The 15133-nt window shown below is 46.3% G+C and carries 15 protein-coding genes; 5 read left to right on the top strand and 10 right to left on the bottom strand.

Annotation, left to right across the window (positions count from 1 at the left end):
- Position 1: 1 nt before the first annotated feature.
- Together NYE62_RS06290 and NYE62_RS06285 are read right to left on the bottom strand one after the other, a co-directional pair.
- Positions 2–136: a PhrA family phosphatase inhibitor gene (locus tag NYE62_RS06290; protein ID WP_003154881.1), complete on the bottom strand. Its 135-nt coding sequence runs from the start codon at positions 134–136 to the stop codon at positions 2–4.
- On the bottom strand, positions 126–1262 hold the full coding sequence (locus tag NYE62_RS06285; RefSeq protein WP_087920760.1) for a Rap family tetratricopeptide repeat protein: 1137 nt from the start codon (positions 1260–1262) through the stop codon (positions 126–128). The genes NYE62_RS06290 and NYE62_RS06285 overlap by 11 nt, the downstream gene beginning before the upstream one ends.
- A gap of 205 nt (positions 1263–1467) precedes the next feature.
- Here NYE62_RS06285 and NYE62_RS06280 point away from each other — a divergent pair, with 205 nt between their 5' ends.
- Positions 1468–1935: a DinB family protein gene (locus NYE62_RS06280; RefSeq protein ID WP_144464017.1), complete on the top strand. Its 468-nt coding sequence runs from the start codon at positions 1468–1470 to the stop codon at positions 1933–1935.
- A 144-nt stretch (positions 1936–2079) separates the two neighbouring features.
- Complete coding sequence (locus tag NYE62_RS06275; RefSeq protein ID WP_007610763.1) at positions 2080–2844, top strand: sulfite exporter TauE/SafE family protein; 765 nt, start codon at positions 2080–2082, stop codon at positions 2842–2844.
- A gap of 31 nt (positions 2845–2875) precedes the next feature.
- Here NYE62_RS06275 and NYE62_RS06270 read toward each other — a convergent pair whose 3' ends face one another.
- The 8 genes from NYE62_RS06270 to NYE62_RS06235 form a co-directional block, all read right to left on the bottom strand.
- Positions 2876–4369: an altronate dehydratase family protein gene (locus tag NYE62_RS06270; RefSeq protein ID WP_327954258.1), complete on the bottom strand. Its 1494-nt coding sequence runs from the start codon at positions 4367–4369 to the stop codon at positions 2876–2878.
- A complete protein-coding gene (locus tag NYE62_RS06265; RefSeq protein ID WP_342497296.1) occupies positions 4366–5811 on the bottom strand; it encodes a tagaturonate reductase in 1446 nt (481 codons plus the stop codon). The genes NYE62_RS06270 and NYE62_RS06265 overlap by 4 nt, the downstream gene beginning before the upstream one ends.
- A 75-nt stretch (positions 5812–5886) precedes the next feature.
- Positions 5887–6885: a LacI family DNA-binding transcriptional regulator gene (locus NYE62_RS06260; RefSeq protein WP_007407297.1), complete on the bottom strand. Its 999-nt coding sequence runs from the start codon at positions 6883–6885 to the stop codon at positions 5887–5889.
- A 76-nt stretch (positions 6886–6961) separates the two neighbouring features.
- Positions 6962–8347: an MFS transporter gene (locus NYE62_RS06255; RefSeq protein WP_342497295.1), complete on the bottom strand. Its 1386-nt coding sequence runs from the start codon at positions 8345–8347 to the stop codon at positions 6962–6964.
- A 24-nt stretch (positions 8348–8371) separates the two neighbouring features.
- Positions 8372–9769, bottom strand: a complete 1398-nt coding sequence (gene uxaC / locus NYE62_RS06250) for a glucuronate isomerase (protein ID WP_144664108.1) — start codon at positions 9767–9769, stop codon at positions 8372–8374.
- 187 nt (positions 9770–9956) lie between these two features.
- A complete protein-coding gene (locus NYE62_RS06245) occupies positions 9957–11135 on the bottom strand; it encodes an NAD(P)/FAD-dependent oxidoreductase (RefSeq protein WP_014417508.1) in 1179 nt (392 codons plus the stop codon).
- Between the two features lie 39 nt (positions 11136–11174).
- Positions 11175–11591 carry a DUF1641 domain-containing protein gene (locus NYE62_RS06240; protein WP_003154908.1) on the bottom strand — a complete coding sequence of 139 codons (417 nt, stop codon included), beginning with the start codon at positions 11589–11591 and terminating at the stop codon, positions 11175–11177.
- A gap of 386 nt (positions 11592–11977) precedes the next feature.
- Positions 11978–12475, bottom strand: a complete 498-nt coding sequence (locus tag NYE62_RS06235) for a cupin domain-containing protein (RefSeq protein ID WP_015388368.1) — start codon at positions 12473–12475, stop codon at positions 11978–11980.
- Between the two features lie 129 nt (positions 12476–12604).
- On the opposite strand from NYE62_RS06235, the gene NYE62_RS06230 reads away from it, so the two are divergent.
- The 3 genes from NYE62_RS06230 to fetB are packed head-to-tail and all read left to right on the top strand — an operon-like array spanning position 12605 to position 15115.
- On the top strand, positions 12605–13588 hold the full coding sequence (locus NYE62_RS06230; protein WP_015417269.1) for a multidrug resistance efflux transporter family protein: 984 nt from the start codon (positions 12605–12607) through the stop codon (positions 13586–13588).
- A 26-nt stretch (positions 13589–13614) separates the two neighbouring features.
- The gene (locus NYE62_RS06225; RefSeq protein WP_061862094.1) at positions 13615–14352 is read left to right on the top strand and encodes an ATP-binding cassette domain-containing protein; all 738 of its coding nucleotides are present in this window, start codon (positions 13615–13617) and stop codon (positions 14350–14352) included.
- A 1-nt stretch (position 14353) separates the two neighbouring features.
- Positions 14354–15115, top strand: a complete 762-nt coding sequence (gene fetB, locus NYE62_RS06220) for an iron export ABC transporter permease subunit FetB (protein WP_061862093.1) — start codon at positions 14354–14356, stop codon at positions 15113–15115.
- The last annotated feature ends 18 nt before the right edge of the window (positions 15116–15133 follow it).

The raw sequence follows: 15133 nt of genomic DNA, 5'->3' as shown, positions 1-15133 counted from the left end.
GTTATGTTTGGTTGCGCGCGGCAATATGGAATGTGCCGTCCGCTTGGTTTTCCAAATGGCTTTCATGGCCGATTACCTGTGTAAAGCTGAACCCGACAGCAACAAGCAGCAATCCTGACAACAGTTTAGATTTCATATAGACAATCTCCTCTCTGGATTTGTTTTTGGGCGTGCACCATTTTTTCATAAAACGTGAGCGCTTTTTCAGGCTGTCCGTGTTTCATGTAAAATTTGGCAGCGTCATGCGCCAATTCTTCCACATACGGATACAGCATGTGTTCTTCCAGAAAATCAAACGTGTGCCTGACGGATGCGTTATCCATTTCCTTGCCGTATAACGCATGTAAAAATTGGAACAGATTCACAAACAATTCATCATTGTATTCGCGGGCGATACTGAGCCCGAGACGGTATTGCTTCTCTGCTTCGGCTGTAGTGTTCTGTTTATAAAGAACCTGTGTTAATGAGTAAATAGAATGCGGAAGATTATCGAACTTTTCTGACCTGCAAATGGAAACGGATGTCTCAAAATATTCGGCTGCTTTAGAGAGGTCTCCCATTTTTTCGTAACAGTTTCCGAGATTATATAAGGCTGAACTGATAAGACGGGGATTGCCTTCTTGTTTTGCAAGATCTAAAGCAAGTTCTAAGTGGGGCAATGCTCTTTCTGGATACTGCATGTCATCATAATTCCCTGCAATAACGAATTCACATTGGATTCTGCGGACGTTGTACGTCTCATACGATTGGTACGTTTCAAGGGCTTGAACGGCATAACTCATGGAGACGTAGGTTTGTTTCAGGTTGTAAAATATCTCGGCCATTTTAAAAGCAAACTCAGCTTTCTCGATGTCATCAGAAACGAGTGCAAGGTTTTTTTCAGCCCGTTTGTAATACATCATGGCGTTTAGGAACATTTTCTGTTTAAATTCGTACATTCCTCGAAAAAAATTAAAGTAGTAATCAAGCAGTCCTGTCAGTTTATACTGGTTGCCTTCAATGTCTTCCAATAATTCTGAAAACTCAGGCTGAGAAGGGTCCTCTTTTAAGGGCTTGATGTAATCCAGCATGACACGGTGTCTGAATTCCATTAATGAATAATACAGCAGCAGATCCTGATCTTCTTCCATATCCTCGATCTCTCTCTCTACTTCACGTTTGACGCGCTCCGCCTCAAGAACGTGAAACTGCCGGATATGGGTATACCATTCATTAATTTTGAGCCCGACAAAAGAGGACGGAATAGTCTGCTTCATCCTCAATAAATCCCCCCTTTTGGAATGACCGAGATATGTCATATTTTATCATATTTGCTAGAAAAAGAAGAACGCAAAAAGACCGCAATTGTCGAATTTCGGATATCCGCAACGATTTATCTCCGTCACAAGCTTATTGCTTGTTTCTTCCGTGCCGTTGATATAGCATATCCTTGCAGCTTTTTATTCTGTATTAAATGGGGGTTTTCACATGACAGCACAAAATCAATTGGTCAGCCACTTTCTGTCACATCGAAACGTGACGATTGAGCTGGCGGAAAAAATCAGCCGCGAACATTACGATTACAAGCCGGCAGAGACATCAATGTCCGCTCAGGAACTTGTAAAACACATGGTTTATTCTTTTCTTATGTTTGCAAACGTCATTAACGACGGAAACGGATCAGCCATCCAGAACAAACCGAAAGAAGAAGCAGAAACAGACCTCGTCAAACTGGCTGAAACGTGTACTGAAAAAACGACAAACATCCTGTCACAGCTGACAGAAGATCAGCTGAACCGCGAAATTGACCTGACCGCCTCTTTCGGCAGAAAAGTGACCGGCGCGGCTCTCCTTCAGCTTGCCATGGAGCATGAAATTCATCATAAAGGCAATCTTTTCGTGTATGTCAGAGAAATGGGCCACACGGAACTTCCGTTTTATCAGCAAAAATCATAATCCGGCCATCCGCCGGTCTGCGACATAACAGCAGGCTGGCGGATTTTTTGTTCTGTATAAAATTTTCCGAAAATTTAATTGATTACCGCCTCTTAATCATATATAATCTGATAAAAATAGTAGGATTATTCAGGAGGCACACAGATGACTGTAAGCATTGTGTTTATGGGTTTCTTTGTCGGAACGCTTGTCGGATTGACGGGTGTGGGAGGAGCAGCGCTTTTGACTCCTTTACTGATCGTTTTGGGGATCAACCCCTCAATCGCCGTCGGCACTGACCTTTTATATAACTCCATCACCAAACTGTTCGGTGTCGTTTCTCATTGGAAGCAGCGCACCGTTCAATTTAAACTTGTCGGCTACTTGGCGCTCGGAAGCATTCCCAGCGCAACAGCCGCCATCGGTGTTCTTCACTTGTTTCCCGCTTTTCACCAGCATCAGGAGCAGATTATCAAACAGGCGCTCGGCTACGTGCTGACCCTTGTAGCCATTTCCATTATCGCCCGCCTTTTTTTCGATAAAAAACTGCGGCCGAACCGCTGGCAGCAAAAAACGCTTGAAGAAAAGCGGACACTCATGATACTGATCGGCGTCATTTTCGGCTTCATCGTCGGCCTGACATCTATTGGATCCGGCTCATTATTTGCGATCGCCATGTTATACCTGTTCAGAATGAAAACGGCAGAAGTGGTGGGAACGGATATCGCACATGCCTTTCTGCTCGTAACGGCTGCCGGTCTGTTAAACGCAAGCTTCGGAAGCGTCGATTACCTGCTTGTATTGAATCTGTTGATCGGCTCTGTGCCGGGTGTGCTTCTCGGCAGCTTCTTTTCGCCGAAATTCTCACCGCGCCCCCTGCAGTTTGTGATGGCGGCGATTATTTTAATCAGCGGAATAAAATTAATATAAAAAAGGCGCTGTTGTCAGATCGCCTTTTCCCTTATAATGTCACACCGGACTTAAAGATTGCAAGCTCCCGAAAATCGTTTTTTTCGTTATTGACAAATTCTCCGCTTGCAACTTTAATAATGTATTGTATAAAATCTCTTACAATGTGATCTTCTGTTGTTTGTTCTTCCGCCAATCTGCCCGCGTCGTAATCAATCCAATGAGGCTTTGATTGAAATAAATCGGTATTTGTTGATACTTTCACAGTCGGGACAAATGTGCCGAACGGCGTGCCTCTTCCGGTTGTAAACAAAACGATGTGACAGCCCGCCGCGGCGAGCGCTGAAGAAGCGATTAAATCATTGCCGGGCGCACTGAGCAGTGTCAATCCCTTTGTTTTCAGTGTTTCACCGTATGTCAGCACATCAGAAACCGGTGCAAGACCGGCTTTTTGGGTGCAGCCGAGCGACTTGTCTTCGAGCGTTGAAATGCCGCCTTCCTTATTCCCTGGTGACGGGTTTTCATAAATCGGCTGCTCGTGCTTCATAAAATATTGCTTGAAATCATTGATCAATCGGACTGTTTTATGAAACACTTCTTCACTCGCCGCACGCTGCATGAGAATCGTCTCAGCGCCGAACATCTCAGGCACCTCCGTTAAGACCGTGCTCCCTCCCTGTGCAATCAAGTAATCTGAAAATCTCCCTAATAAAGGGTTTGCGGTGATGCCGGAAAAACCGTCCGACCCGCCGCATTTCAATCCGATGCTCAATTCTGACAGCGGAATCTCCTCACGTTTATCTCCCTTTGCCGCAAGGTGTATCTCTTTAAGAAGCGCAGTACCCGCTTCAATTTCATCTGTGACAGCTTGTGATTCGAGAAATTTCACCCGATCTCCATTCACTTCAGAAAGCGTTTCCCTAATCGCCGCCAGCTCATTATTTTCACAGCCGAGCCCTAAAACCAGCACACCGCCCGCATTTGGATGACGGATGGCGTTCATCAGCATTTGTTTCGTATTCTCATGATCATCGCCAAGCTGGGAGCAGCCGTATTGGTGCTTTAAAACCAGCACATTGTCAAAGGGCGCAATGTCTTTCGCCTCTTTTACGAAGCGCTGCAGGATTTTCTCAGCGACGCCGTTAACGCAGCCGACTGTAGGCACGATCCACAGTTCATTCCGGACGCCGGATGTACCGTTTTCTCTTCTGTAGCCTTTAAATGTCCGGTTCTCATTTGTAAAAGGATTGTCCTCGAAGCGCGGTGAATACGTGTATTCTTGCACATCGGATAAATTCGTTTGCAGATTATGGGTATGAATATGCTCGCCGGCCGAAATCCGCCTTGTCGCACGCCCGATTGAAAAACCGTATTTAATGATGCTGCCGTTTTCTTCAATGGTTTGCAGCGCGATTTTATGCCCCCGCTTTACAGGGTCCTTCACTTCAATCGTCAGTCCGTCTGTATGCAGCCGCTCCCCTTTGTTAAAATGGCGCATGGCGAGAAGCACGTTATCGTTTTTATGGATTTTTATGACCTCTTTCATTTCACTTCCCCCTTTTTGCCGCAGCATTCATGTATCGCCTGCTTCATACCCAGCTCATGAATGACAGACAGAAAAAAAGCCGTTCGTTCAGTCAGCCCCGGAAGATGATTCAGATTCTTCCCCCACAATCGCTCTTCTCCTAATATGGCAGATGCCGCTTGAAACATATCATCTTTGCAACGGGACCGCGCCATTTGAAAACGGTTAAGAACCTCCTCGCAGTCAGCCGGTTTGTTCGGTCCGTTCCAGTATAAATAGATCATGGCGCTGAACGAAAATACCAGCTTCTCAGGTAGCCGGCCCTCCTGTTCGATATAAGCCTTCAGCGTCGGCAGGTTTCTTGTTTTGAATTTCGCGGCGGCGTTAAGGGTAATGCTTTGCAGATAATGGTGGATATAAGGGTTTTTAAACCGCTGTAACACATCTGCCGCGTATTGGGTGACACCCTCTATTTGCAGCACAGGGAGGATTTCTTCATTGATCAGCTCTTCAATGAATCTGCCCGTCACCTCGTGCTCAGCCGCTTCCCGGACGGTTTGCAGTCCGTATAGTAAAGCCACTGGCGCCAATGCCGTGTGAGCGCCGTTTAAGATTCTCACCTTTTTTGTCCTGTAAGACGTAAGGTCAGACGTGATCAGTGCGTTCAGCCCGGCCTCAGCAAAAGGAAGCTCATTCTGAAGCTGTTCCGGCCCTTCTATCACCCACAAATAATAATGCTCACCAACCACAAGCAGACGGTCTTCGTATCCGAGAAAATCGGTAAGTTCTTCCGCGGTATCAACAGGAAATCCGGGAACAATCCGATCCACGAGGGTATTGCAGAAGATGTTCGCGTCATGAATCCATTGAGTAAAACCAGGTTCCAGCTCCCACAGCCCGGCATATTGAAGCACGGCCGCCTTCAGTTTCCGTCCGTTTTCTTCGACCAGTTCACATGGAAGCACAATACACCCTTTCTCGGCGTCACCCGCAAATGCCTTATAGCGGAAATAAAGGAACGCCGCTAATTTCCCGGGGAATGTTTTTTGAGGTCTATCCTCAAGCCGGTCGCCTTTCTCAAACGTAATTCCCGCTTCTGTCGTATTGGAAATGATAAAACGAAGCTCCTCTTGTGCTGCCAGCCGTTTAAAGGAATCATAGTCAGAAAAAAGATCAATGCCGCGGCTGATGGATTTGACGATCATGTGTTCTTCAGCCGGTTTTCCGTCCTTTATCCCCTGCAAAAAAAGCGTAAATAAACCGTCCTGCTCGTTTAAACGTTTTATTTTCTCAGAGCCTCTCGGCTGTACGGCGACAACGCTTCCGTTAAAATCCGTCAATTGATTCAATTGATCGATCTGCCAGTCAGCGAAAGCCCGCAAAAAGTTGCCTTCACCGAACTGAAGGACTTTTTCAGGATATTGAATGTATTCGCCGCACATCTTTTTATTCAGCTGCTGCAAGCTGTCCGCCTCCTTCTGTATTTATGCACACGTTAACATTTCTCCGTGTGAAAACCCGGATATTCAGACGGGCCGTTATGTGAGTTTTTTAATGGAATCTCTTATCATCACCTCGGTGTTTTCATATATTTTTTCCGCCGCCGTATCCGGGTCGGCGATTAGCGCCAAAATCTTCTCTGCGCCGAGTATGCTGATGTTTTCAACCGGGCGTTTTACTGTCGAAAGCCTCGGCGTCATGTATTGAGAAATGCCGATGTCATCAAACCCGATAACAGATATATCTTCCGGAACGTTCAGGCCTTTGGCGAAAATGGCATTCATCGCCCCGATCGCCATATCATCGTTTGAACAAAAAACAGCCGTAGGCGGTGATTGAAGCGCCAAGAGTTTTTCCATCGCCTGACTGCCGCTTTCCATATCATAGCGGCCTTTTACACTGTATTCATGCTTAATCGGGATAGAATGATCAATTAAAGATGTCAAATAGCCTTCTTTCCGCTGAGAAGTTGACCTGAATCCTTCCTTTCCCTCAATGATCGCGATATCTCTGTGTCCGTTTGCGATCAGGCAGTCGACCGCCTGTCTGGAGCCTTCTTTATCGTTTGACAGGATATTCGTGATGCTCCGGTCATCAATGTCCCGGTTCAGCACGACAAGCGGGATGTTTTTCTCGCGGATATGATAAATAAATGAATTATCACTGTCGCTTTGGCTCATTAAAATGATTCCGTCATATCTCATGGGCGTAATGGTTTCAAAGCTTTTCAGGTCGTCAATCGCGCGGACGAACAAATTGTATTCCTCACTGATTGTGCGGTTTACACCTTTGATGGTATCGGAAAAAAAGCTGTGTGAGGTTCCGTTTGTGATGCTTGTAAAAAACAGCCCGATCGTATGGGACTTTTGCATGGCAAGGCTTTTTGCATTTACATTCGGTGTGTAATTCAGCTGTGAAGCGAGCTCTAATATTTTCTGTTTTGTATGCTCTTTAATGTAGGGGCTGCCGTTAAGTGCCCGGGATACGGTTGTGTGGGATACGTTGGCGAGTTTTGCGATATCTTTTATGGTTACCATCGTTTTTCCTTTCTTTCTGTATGCTGTCATTTATTTCTATTGTACCATTAACGGACAGTCCATAAAATCACTAAAGTTAAGGTTTTGCATGATGTAAGTCCTGAACGAGCTCGGCATGCTGCCGGTCCGTCAGTTTATACATTAAACCGATAATCAGCATGGCGCACGCTAAAGCGAAAGCCGGGTACAGCAGCAGAAGCCCTTTAATCCCGATTAACGTGCCTTTTGTCTGAGATGCATTCGGGATATAGCCGATAACGCTCAGCCCGATGCCTGAAAGAAAACCTGATAAAGATTGGGCGAGTTTTCTGGAGAAGTTGAAAAGCGAATATGTCGTCGCCTCCTTCCGTTCACCCGTCTTCCATTCCCCGTAATCAATAATGTCCGACACAAGCGCCCACGTAATGCCGTTTGGTATGCTGATCCCGATAAAAGCAATGCTCGCTAACGCCGTAAAGATATATACATTTGACGGCAGACAGAAATTCAGCGCATCAGCCGCGGCGCTGACGGCAAAACCGATCATCACCGTTTGCTTTTTTCCGAAACGTTTGACGAGTTTCGGCATAAACAAAACACCTAAAAATGAAGAACCGATGATGATAAAACTCATGTAGGACATCAGCTCCGCATTGTTGAGATTGTACTGGGCGAAGTAAACAAGCATAGCGGATTTAATGTTATATGCCGATATTGAGAAAATCGTCATGAAAACGACGGTCAGAAGCGGTTTGTTGCCGATAAAGCATTTGAAAACCGACATGACGGACAGCTTTTCTTTCGGCGCTTCACGGACGATAATTCTTTCTTTGCAGTTTCGGTAGCAGATCATAAATCCCGCGATTCCGATTACGGCCATCATTCCCATGACTGCCGGGTAGCCGATGTGAACGTTATCAAAATGAACAAGAATCGGGATGACGATGACACTTGTAATGAGCAGCGCGCCGAGGGAGCCTATCTGGCGGAATGCGGAAAGCGCCGTTCTGTCCTCCGCATCCTGTGTAATGGCCGCGCCGAGGGAGCCGTACGGAATATTGACGAAAGAATAAGCGATCCCCCACAGCATGTAAGAAGCATAGGCGTACACAAGCTTCCAGGTGACGCTCACGTCCGGTGACACAAAAATCAATACGGTCATGACCGCAAGAATAATACTTCCGAATAATAAGTACGGCCTGAATTTCCCCCGGGGTCCGATCTTTTTTCTGTAGTCAATGGCCGAGCCGACAATCGGATCAGTCAAAGCCGCAAACAGCTTGCTGACCAAAAAAATACTGCCGGCGAACGCTGCCGGAATGCCTGCGACATCTGTGAAAAACTTCAGCAAATAGATCTGCCCGAGATCAAACATAAATCCGTTCCCAAAATCTCCAAAACCATAGGATACTTTTTCTTTCAGACTCAGCTTATGCTCCTTCACTTTTGCGGCAGGTGCTGTCACGACAGGCACATTACTCATAGGCCACCTCTTTCATTCCATTTTTTAAAAGCGGAAATATTCCTCAGCATTCCGGTAACAAATCCCCTCGACAATCTTTCCTAAAAGCTCCATATCGTAAGGCGCTTCGCCTTGTTCCGCCCAGCCGCCGATCAGCGTGCAGACAAGCCGCCTGAAGTATTCATGGCGGGGATAGGACAGGAAACTTCTTGAATCCGTCAGCATCCCGATAAAACGGCTGAACAGGCCCATGTTTGATAACGCTTTCATTTGCTGAAGCATTCCATCTTTCGTGTCATTGAACCACCAGGCTGTGCCGAATTGAATTTTCCCCGGTGTTTTCCCATCCTGAAAGCTGTTGATCATGCTGGCGATAATATAGTTGTCATTCGGATTCAAAGAATACAAAATCGTTTTAGGCAATTGCCGCTTTTTTTCGGCGGAATCTAACAGCCGGGCAAGCGGTTTTGCGATACGTTCATCATTAATTGAGTCATATCCCGTATCAGGACCAAGGCTGCTGAACTTATTTGTATTGGTATTTCTTAACGCGTTAATATGGAACTGCATCGCCCAGTCCAGTTCGGCGTAAAGACCGCAAAGATGTTGCAGCGTCCGTGTTTTGAATTTCTTTTCATCTTCAAAAGATACATGCTCTCCGCTTAATCCGGCTGCAAAAATCCGGGCCGCTTCCTCTTCGGTCGTCTCGGCATAAACCATTTGATCTAACGCATGATCCGACACTCTTCCTCCGGCATTGTGAAAAAAGCGGACGCGGGATTCTAACGCATCTAAATACGATTGGTAGGTGGTGACAGCCATTCCGGAAGCGCTCTCCAGCGAACGGACCCAATCGGCAAAACCCGGGCTGCTGATGTCCAGTCCTTTGTCAGGCCGAAATCCGGGCAGCACTTGAACCGGAAAATCACTTTCTTTCAACAGTTCGTGGTATGTCAGCGCATCGGCAGGATCGTCGGTTGTGCAAATGACTTTGACTTTTGATTTCAGAATGAGATCCCTTGCGCCAAACCCGTCTCCCTGCAGGAGCTCATTCGTTTTTTTCCAAATTGCCGCGGCCGTTTTTTCATTCAATACGTCATAAATGCCGAACCAGCGCTGCAGCTCTAAATGCGTCCAGCTGTACAGCGGATTGCCTATCGCCATCGGCACCGTTTTTGCCCAGGCGAAAAACTTCTCTTCATCTGAAGCGTTTCCGGTAATGCAGCGCTCTTCAATGCCGTTGGCCCTCATGATCCGCCACTTGTAGTGGTCACCGTAAAGCCATGCCTCCGTAATCGTTGCGAAGGTTTTATTTTCATAGATTTCCTTTGGGCTTAAGTGACAGTGATAATCAATGATCGGCATGTTTTCGGCGTATTCCCTGTACAGCTTTACGGCCGTTTTACTATCCAGTAAAAAATCATCACCCATAAAAGCTTTCACATTTTCATCCTCCCTCTTAAAAATGTTAACGTTAACAAAATGATTCTTTTTTATTTTAGCTTCCTCTTTCTCACATATCAATCATTTTTATTTTATTTTTCAGAAAATTGTATCCGTTAACATTTTCATACAAAAAAAAAGACACTGCCGAGAAAGTCCGGCAATGTCTTCTGTGTGATCTTAAGGATTAGTAAGCGAGGCTGAATAATCCTTTGATATGTGTTAAATAACGTACGTTACTTGCTTCTTTCATTAAAGATGCCGGAAGACCTTTCAGCGGAGTAGAGTTCGCTCCGATGATGGCAACCGCGTCTTTACGTCCGAGGCTTGCAAGCGTACCAGAGTTTACAGGCTTGAATGTTTCAAGCGTTTTTCCTTCTAAGTAAGCGAACAGGTTGTAACCGACAAGTTCACCCATCTGCCAAGCGATTTGCGCTGTCGGCGGGTACGGACGGCCGTCCGGCGCAAAGTATACTGCGCTGTCTCCGACAACGAATACATCTTCATGAGAAGTAGATTGTAAGAAATCGTTAACCGTCGCACGGCCGCGGTTCACTTCAAGGCCGGATTCGCCGACTAACGGGTTGCCTTGTACGCCGCCTGTCCATACAAATGTGTTGGCAACGACTTTTGAACCGTCTTTCAGATCAATAACGTTTCCTTCAACATTTGTAACAGGAAGACCTGTTAAGAACTCAACGCCGCGTTTTTCAAGACTTTTTGTCGCGCGTTCGATAAGGTCATCAGGAAGAACAGGAAGAATTTTCGGACCTGCTTCTACTAATTTCAGTTTGATTTCTTTCGGATCTACGCCGTATTTTTTCGTAAGGTTCGGCATGATGTCAGCAAGCTCACCGACAAGCTCAACGCCTGTTAAGCCGCCGCCGCCGATAAGGATCGTTGCATCAGCTTCGTTTTTCGTTTTAGCGTATTCACGCACACGGTCTTCCACGTGTTTGTATACTTTGTTGGCATCAGCCGCAGATTTCAGCACCATGCTGTTTTCTTCGAGTCCAGGAATGCCGAAATAAGCCGTAACAGAACCAAGTCCGACAACAAGCGCGTCATAAGTCAGCTTAGAACCGTCAGAAAGGGCAACTTCTTTCTTATCAACTGAGAAAGAATTGACTTCTGCGATTTTAATGTCGACGTCTTTTCCTTTCAGAAGTTTTTCAAGCGGCATAGCAACAGCCTGTTCAGACACGTTGCCGGCTGCAAGGCGGTGCAGTTCCGTAATGATTTGGTGAGTCGGGTATTTGTTCACAACGGTTACGCGTGCTTCATCTTTACTGTAATGTTTGCGAACGGTTAAAGCAGAAAGAACTCCGCCGTAACCAGCGCCTAAAATGACAATATGTTTTGACATCGTATATCCTCCGTCCTTTATATCAATTTGAATCTGAGATTATTTTTGTTTTTCGTTCATGATTTCAAGATAGCTGTTAGCAAAACGGAACAGCTTTTGAGCTTGAGGATCTTTCAGCATGCGCAGCAGGCCGAAAAGTCCGATCGTTTCATTGCTTGCATCCGCGCGGTCTTTTGCTTCGATCGCAGTAGCCGCAACTTCTTTCGCTGTTTCTTTCACCGGCTCAAGAATTTCTGTAAGCGCACCCACTGTATCGCTCTTCAATACTTCGTCTGTCGCTACAGACTGTGCAAAATCATAAGACTTCGTTAAAATATTTACTAACTCAGTCAGTTTTGGAAGCTGATCCACTAAAACAGTCAGTGATTCTTGAACTTCAGGTTTTAGCAGCTGATCAATAAGATCGCGTTGGCCTTGGCTGACAGATGCATTTGTTTGATCGATTGTTTCTGGCATATCCGATTCTCCTTTACTATAAGCAGTATGCTGATTTTTTTGGAAAGGGTAGCCTTTCCCCCTTCATGCAGAAAAGCATGAAAAAGCAAGATTGTGAATTCATGCACAATCATTTACAAAAATAAATGTTTACTACCCAGTTTTTCACTTTGCCATATCCAGTATTATTTTTATATCAACAAAAACAATTGAATAAGTCAAAATTTCTTTTTCCTCTCTGAAAATAGCAAACATAAAAAACCCCAATTTGATTTACTCTTATATAATAACACTTTTTGAACAAAATTTGAACGTGAATTGTTTCGTTTATGAAATTATTTATATGGCGGGGGTGTAATAACGTTTCTTTTAGGCTATTTTTTTACAGACCATCCGCTTTTCCCCTGTCATTTTTCCCACAATTTTAATAGCGGGCCCGTTTTTCCCGTAAAGGGGTCGCATTCCGGGAGCGGGACACGGCTGATTTCTTCTGAAGTTCTATCATTTTTCTCCGTTTTTGTATCGTACTGCCGGCCGCCCGGATAAGCCCCGATCACGGTAAAATCAGAACTGCCCGACAGTTTTTTATGTCCGGTGCCGGCCGGAATGACCGCTGCGTCTCCCGTTTGAAGAACGGCGTCCGCTCCTTGTTCCCCGCCGAACCTCAAAACCGCAGTTCCTTTTACCGCGACAAGAACTTCGTGCGTGGTGCTGTGAAAATGGTGATACGGAAATACTCCGCCCGTCCAGCTGTTCGACCAATCGTGCCGGCGGAGGACGGACTCTGCTTTCTGCACCGTTTCTTCATTAAATACCGCTTTATAAATAACAAGCGGAAGATTCGGGTTATTCGGAATGCGGCCGTCATCTTCAAAATAAAGCACTTGAATATCCTCTTTCTGCATTGTTTTCACCTCCGTATATGTCTGTTTCCCATTCATCATTTGTTAAAACGCTATTTTCTCATATTCCATTGCGAAGCCTGCCGGTGAATAGTATAGTATAAAAAAATATGTGTCAAAATGAGGGATTTAATGAAAGCCATCGTGATCGGAATATTGGCATCTCTGTTTTTTGCAGTCACATTTATTTTAAACAGGGCGATGGAGCTTTCCGGCGGAAGCTGGATGTGGAGCTCTTCCCTGCGTTTTCTTTTTATGGTTCCGTTTTTATTTTTGATCGTTTATGTGAAAGGAAAATGGGCGCCGCTCTGGCATGAAATCCGAAAAAAACCGTTTTTTTGGCTGAAGTGGAGTTTTACCGGGTTCGTGCTTTTTTATGCCCCGATTACGTTTGCGGCGGCATATGGGCCGGGCTGGCTGATCGCCGGCACGTGGCAGATTACAATTGTCGCGGGTGTGCTTCTGTCGCCGTTTTTTTACGAAACAAAAAATTCACCGGCGGGCCCGGTTTCCGCCAGACAAAAGATCCCGCTCATTTCGCTGGTTACTTCCGTCATCATCCTGATCGGAGCCGGTCTGATTCAGCTTCAGCATGCGGGTTCTCTGTCCGGCCGCACGATACTATTCAGCGTGGTGCCGGTCGTCATCGCCGCATTTGCCTATCCGCTAGGCAACCGCAAAATGCTGGAACAATACGGCGGAAAACTCGATACGTTTCAGCGGGTGCTCGGCATGACTCTCGCAAGCCTTCCGTTTTGGCTTTTGATCGCCGCTTTCGGCTGGCATAGAGACGGGCTTCCGTCAATGGGACAGACATTCCAATCCTTTATCGTCGCACTCAGCTCTGGCGTTATCGCAACAGTATTATTTTTCCGCGCCACCGATATGGTGAGGAATGAGCCGCAGAAGCTCGCTGCTGTTGAAGCGACGCAGTCCGGAGAGGTTCTTTTTGCACTGATCGGCGAAATCGTCTTTTTATCCGCGGCGTTTCCGTCACTTCTTTCATTTGCCGGACTGTTCATTATTATTGCGGGAATGGTCATGCATACATTCGCTTCCCGGCAGACAGACCAGAAAACGGCTGAGCAAACGTCAGCCAATCTCACCGGTTCCTGATTTTTTTACGAAAGGTGTCCTCCTGTATGAAAGAAGAAATTCCGGCAATATCTTTTCTGTCAGCCGGCAAACGCTTTGAACAAAACAATACGTCCTTTGATGTCCTAAGCCGTGTAACCGGACATATTCAAAAAGGTTCTATCACGGCGTTGATAGGCCCTTCCGGCGCGGGAAAAAGCACATTGCTGTCACTGTGCAATCTGATGAATACACCTGATGAAGGGGAAGTGCTTGTATTCGGAAAAGAAATAAGGCGCTGGGATATCAGGGAGCTCAGAAAAACCGCGGGCCTTGCATTTCAATCAGCTCCCGCCCTCGAGGGAACGGTGCGGGACAACCTTCTGCTCGCAGAAAAACTCCACGGAGCACAGCACTATACGCCTGAAGAGCTCGCAGATTTTACAGACCTTCCGCGCGGGCTTCTGGATCGAAATGCAAAAGAATTATCCGGAGGGCAGCGGCAGAAGCTCTCATTAGCGCGAACTCTCGCCGGACTGCCGTCCATCCTGCTGCTGGATGAAATCACCTCGGCGCTGGACCCGTCATCTGTTCTCATCATTGAGAAACTGATTACGAAACTCCATCGGCAAAAACAGCTGACGGTCCTGTGGATCACCCATAACCTTGAACAAGCGGAACGATTATCCGATACGGTATGGTTTATGGCTGAGGGTCGGCTTTTAGAGACCGCGGAAACGAAAACGTTCTTTAAGGAACCGAAACACGAAAAGGCCCGGGCGCTTTTACAAGGGAGCGGGTGCTGATATGAATGATCTTTCTCTATTATTGACAAGTATATTTGTCATTATTGCTTTATTCCTGTCTAAATCTTTTAAAGCCGGCGTCGAAAAGGATATGATCGTCGCAACCGTCAGGGCCGTCATTCAGCTTCTCATCATCGGCTATGTGCTGTCGCTGATTTTTCGCGGTGATCACCCGATATTTATCATATTAATGGTGCTTCTCATGCTCACGGCCGCTTCGCACAATGTCGCCAAACGGAAAAAAATGCGGATCGGCTCATTTTGGCGCGTTTTTCTGACACTGGCGATCGTGGAAGTTGTGACGCAGGGACTTTTACTGACCCTTCACATCATTCCGTTCACTTCAAGATATGTCATTCCGATAAGCGGCATGGTCATCGGAAACTCCATGGTGCTCTCAAGCCTGTTTTTAAACAAGCTCAGTTCGGAAGCGGATCTGCGGAAAGAAGAGATCCAACTGATTCTCTCTCTCGGAGGAACGCCTAAGCAGGCCGTCCGGCAGATATTGACGTCCAGCATGAAGCTCAGTATGATCCCGACGCTTGAAAGCCAGAAAACATTGGGTCTCGTTCAGCTTCCCGGCATGATGACGGGGCAGATTTTAGCGGGGGCTGATCCGATACAGGCGGTGCGCTTTCAGCTGCTGATCGTTTTTACAACGATGGCCTCCGCTCTTCTTACATGTATCATACTCAGCGCCTTGACATATCCTTCCCTTTTCACGGAACATTGGCAATTAAAAAAATTCAGCAGGGAAGCGTAGGCTTTTTTCCCTGCTGAA

Source organism: Bacillus sp. FSL K6-2861 (assembly GCF_038630725.1).
Classification (GTDB): domain Bacteria; phylum Bacillota; class Bacilli; order Bacillales; family Bacillaceae; genus Bacillus; species Bacillus velezensis.
Note: the sequence above shows the minus strand (reverse complement) of the source record. Positions and strands in the feature narration are given on the sequence as shown.

Excerpts from the sequence above, each read along its gene's own strand:
- NYE62_RS06270 (WP_327954258.1), bottom strand. The coding sequence starts at position 4,369 with ATGAAAGAGGTCATAAAAATCCATAAAAACGATAACGTGCTTCTCGCC.
- NYE62_RS06290 (WP_003154881.1), bottom strand. The coding sequence starts at position 136 with ATGAAATCTAAACTGTTGTCAGGATTGCTGCTTGTTGCTGTCGGGTTC.
- NYE62_RS06235 (WP_015388368.1), bottom strand. The coding sequence starts at position 12,475 with ATGCAGAAAGAGGATATTCAAGTGCTTTATTTTGAAGATGACGGCCGC.
- NYE62_RS06255 (WP_342497295.1), bottom strand. The coding sequence starts at position 8,347 with ATGAGTAATGTGCCTGTCGTGACAGCACCTGCCGCAAAAGTGAAGGAG.
- NYE62_RS06275 (WP_007610763.1), top strand. The coding sequence starts at position 2,080 with ATGACTGTAAGCATTGTGTTTATGGGTTTCTTTGTCGGAACGCTTGTC.
- NYE62_RS06240 (WP_003154908.1), bottom strand. The coding sequence starts at position 11,591 with ATGCCAGAAACAATCGATCAAACAAATGCATCTGTCAGCCAAGGCCAA.
- NYE62_RS06260 (WP_007407297.1), bottom strand. The coding sequence starts at position 6,885 with ATGGTAACCATAAAAGATATCGCAAAACTCGCCAACGTATCCCACACA.
- NYE62_RS06230 (WP_015417269.1), top strand. The coding sequence starts at position 12,605 with ATGAAAGCCATCGTGATCGGAATATTGGCATCTCTGTTTTTTGCAGTC.
- NYE62_RS06225 (WP_061862094.1), top strand. The coding sequence starts at position 13,615 with ATGAAAGAAGAAATTCCGGCAATATCTTTTCTGTCAGCCGGCAAACGC.
- fetB (WP_061862093.1), top strand. The coding sequence starts at position 14,354 with ATGAATGATCTTTCTCTATTATTGACAAGTATATTTGTCATTATTGCT.
- NYE62_RS06245 (WP_014417508.1), bottom strand. The coding sequence starts at position 11,135 with ATGTCAAAACATATTGTCATTTTAGGCGCTGGTTACGGCGGAGTTCTT.
- NYE62_RS06280 (WP_144464017.1), top strand. The coding sequence starts at position 1,468 with ATGACAGCACAAAATCAATTGGTCAGCCACTTTCTGTCACATCGAAAC.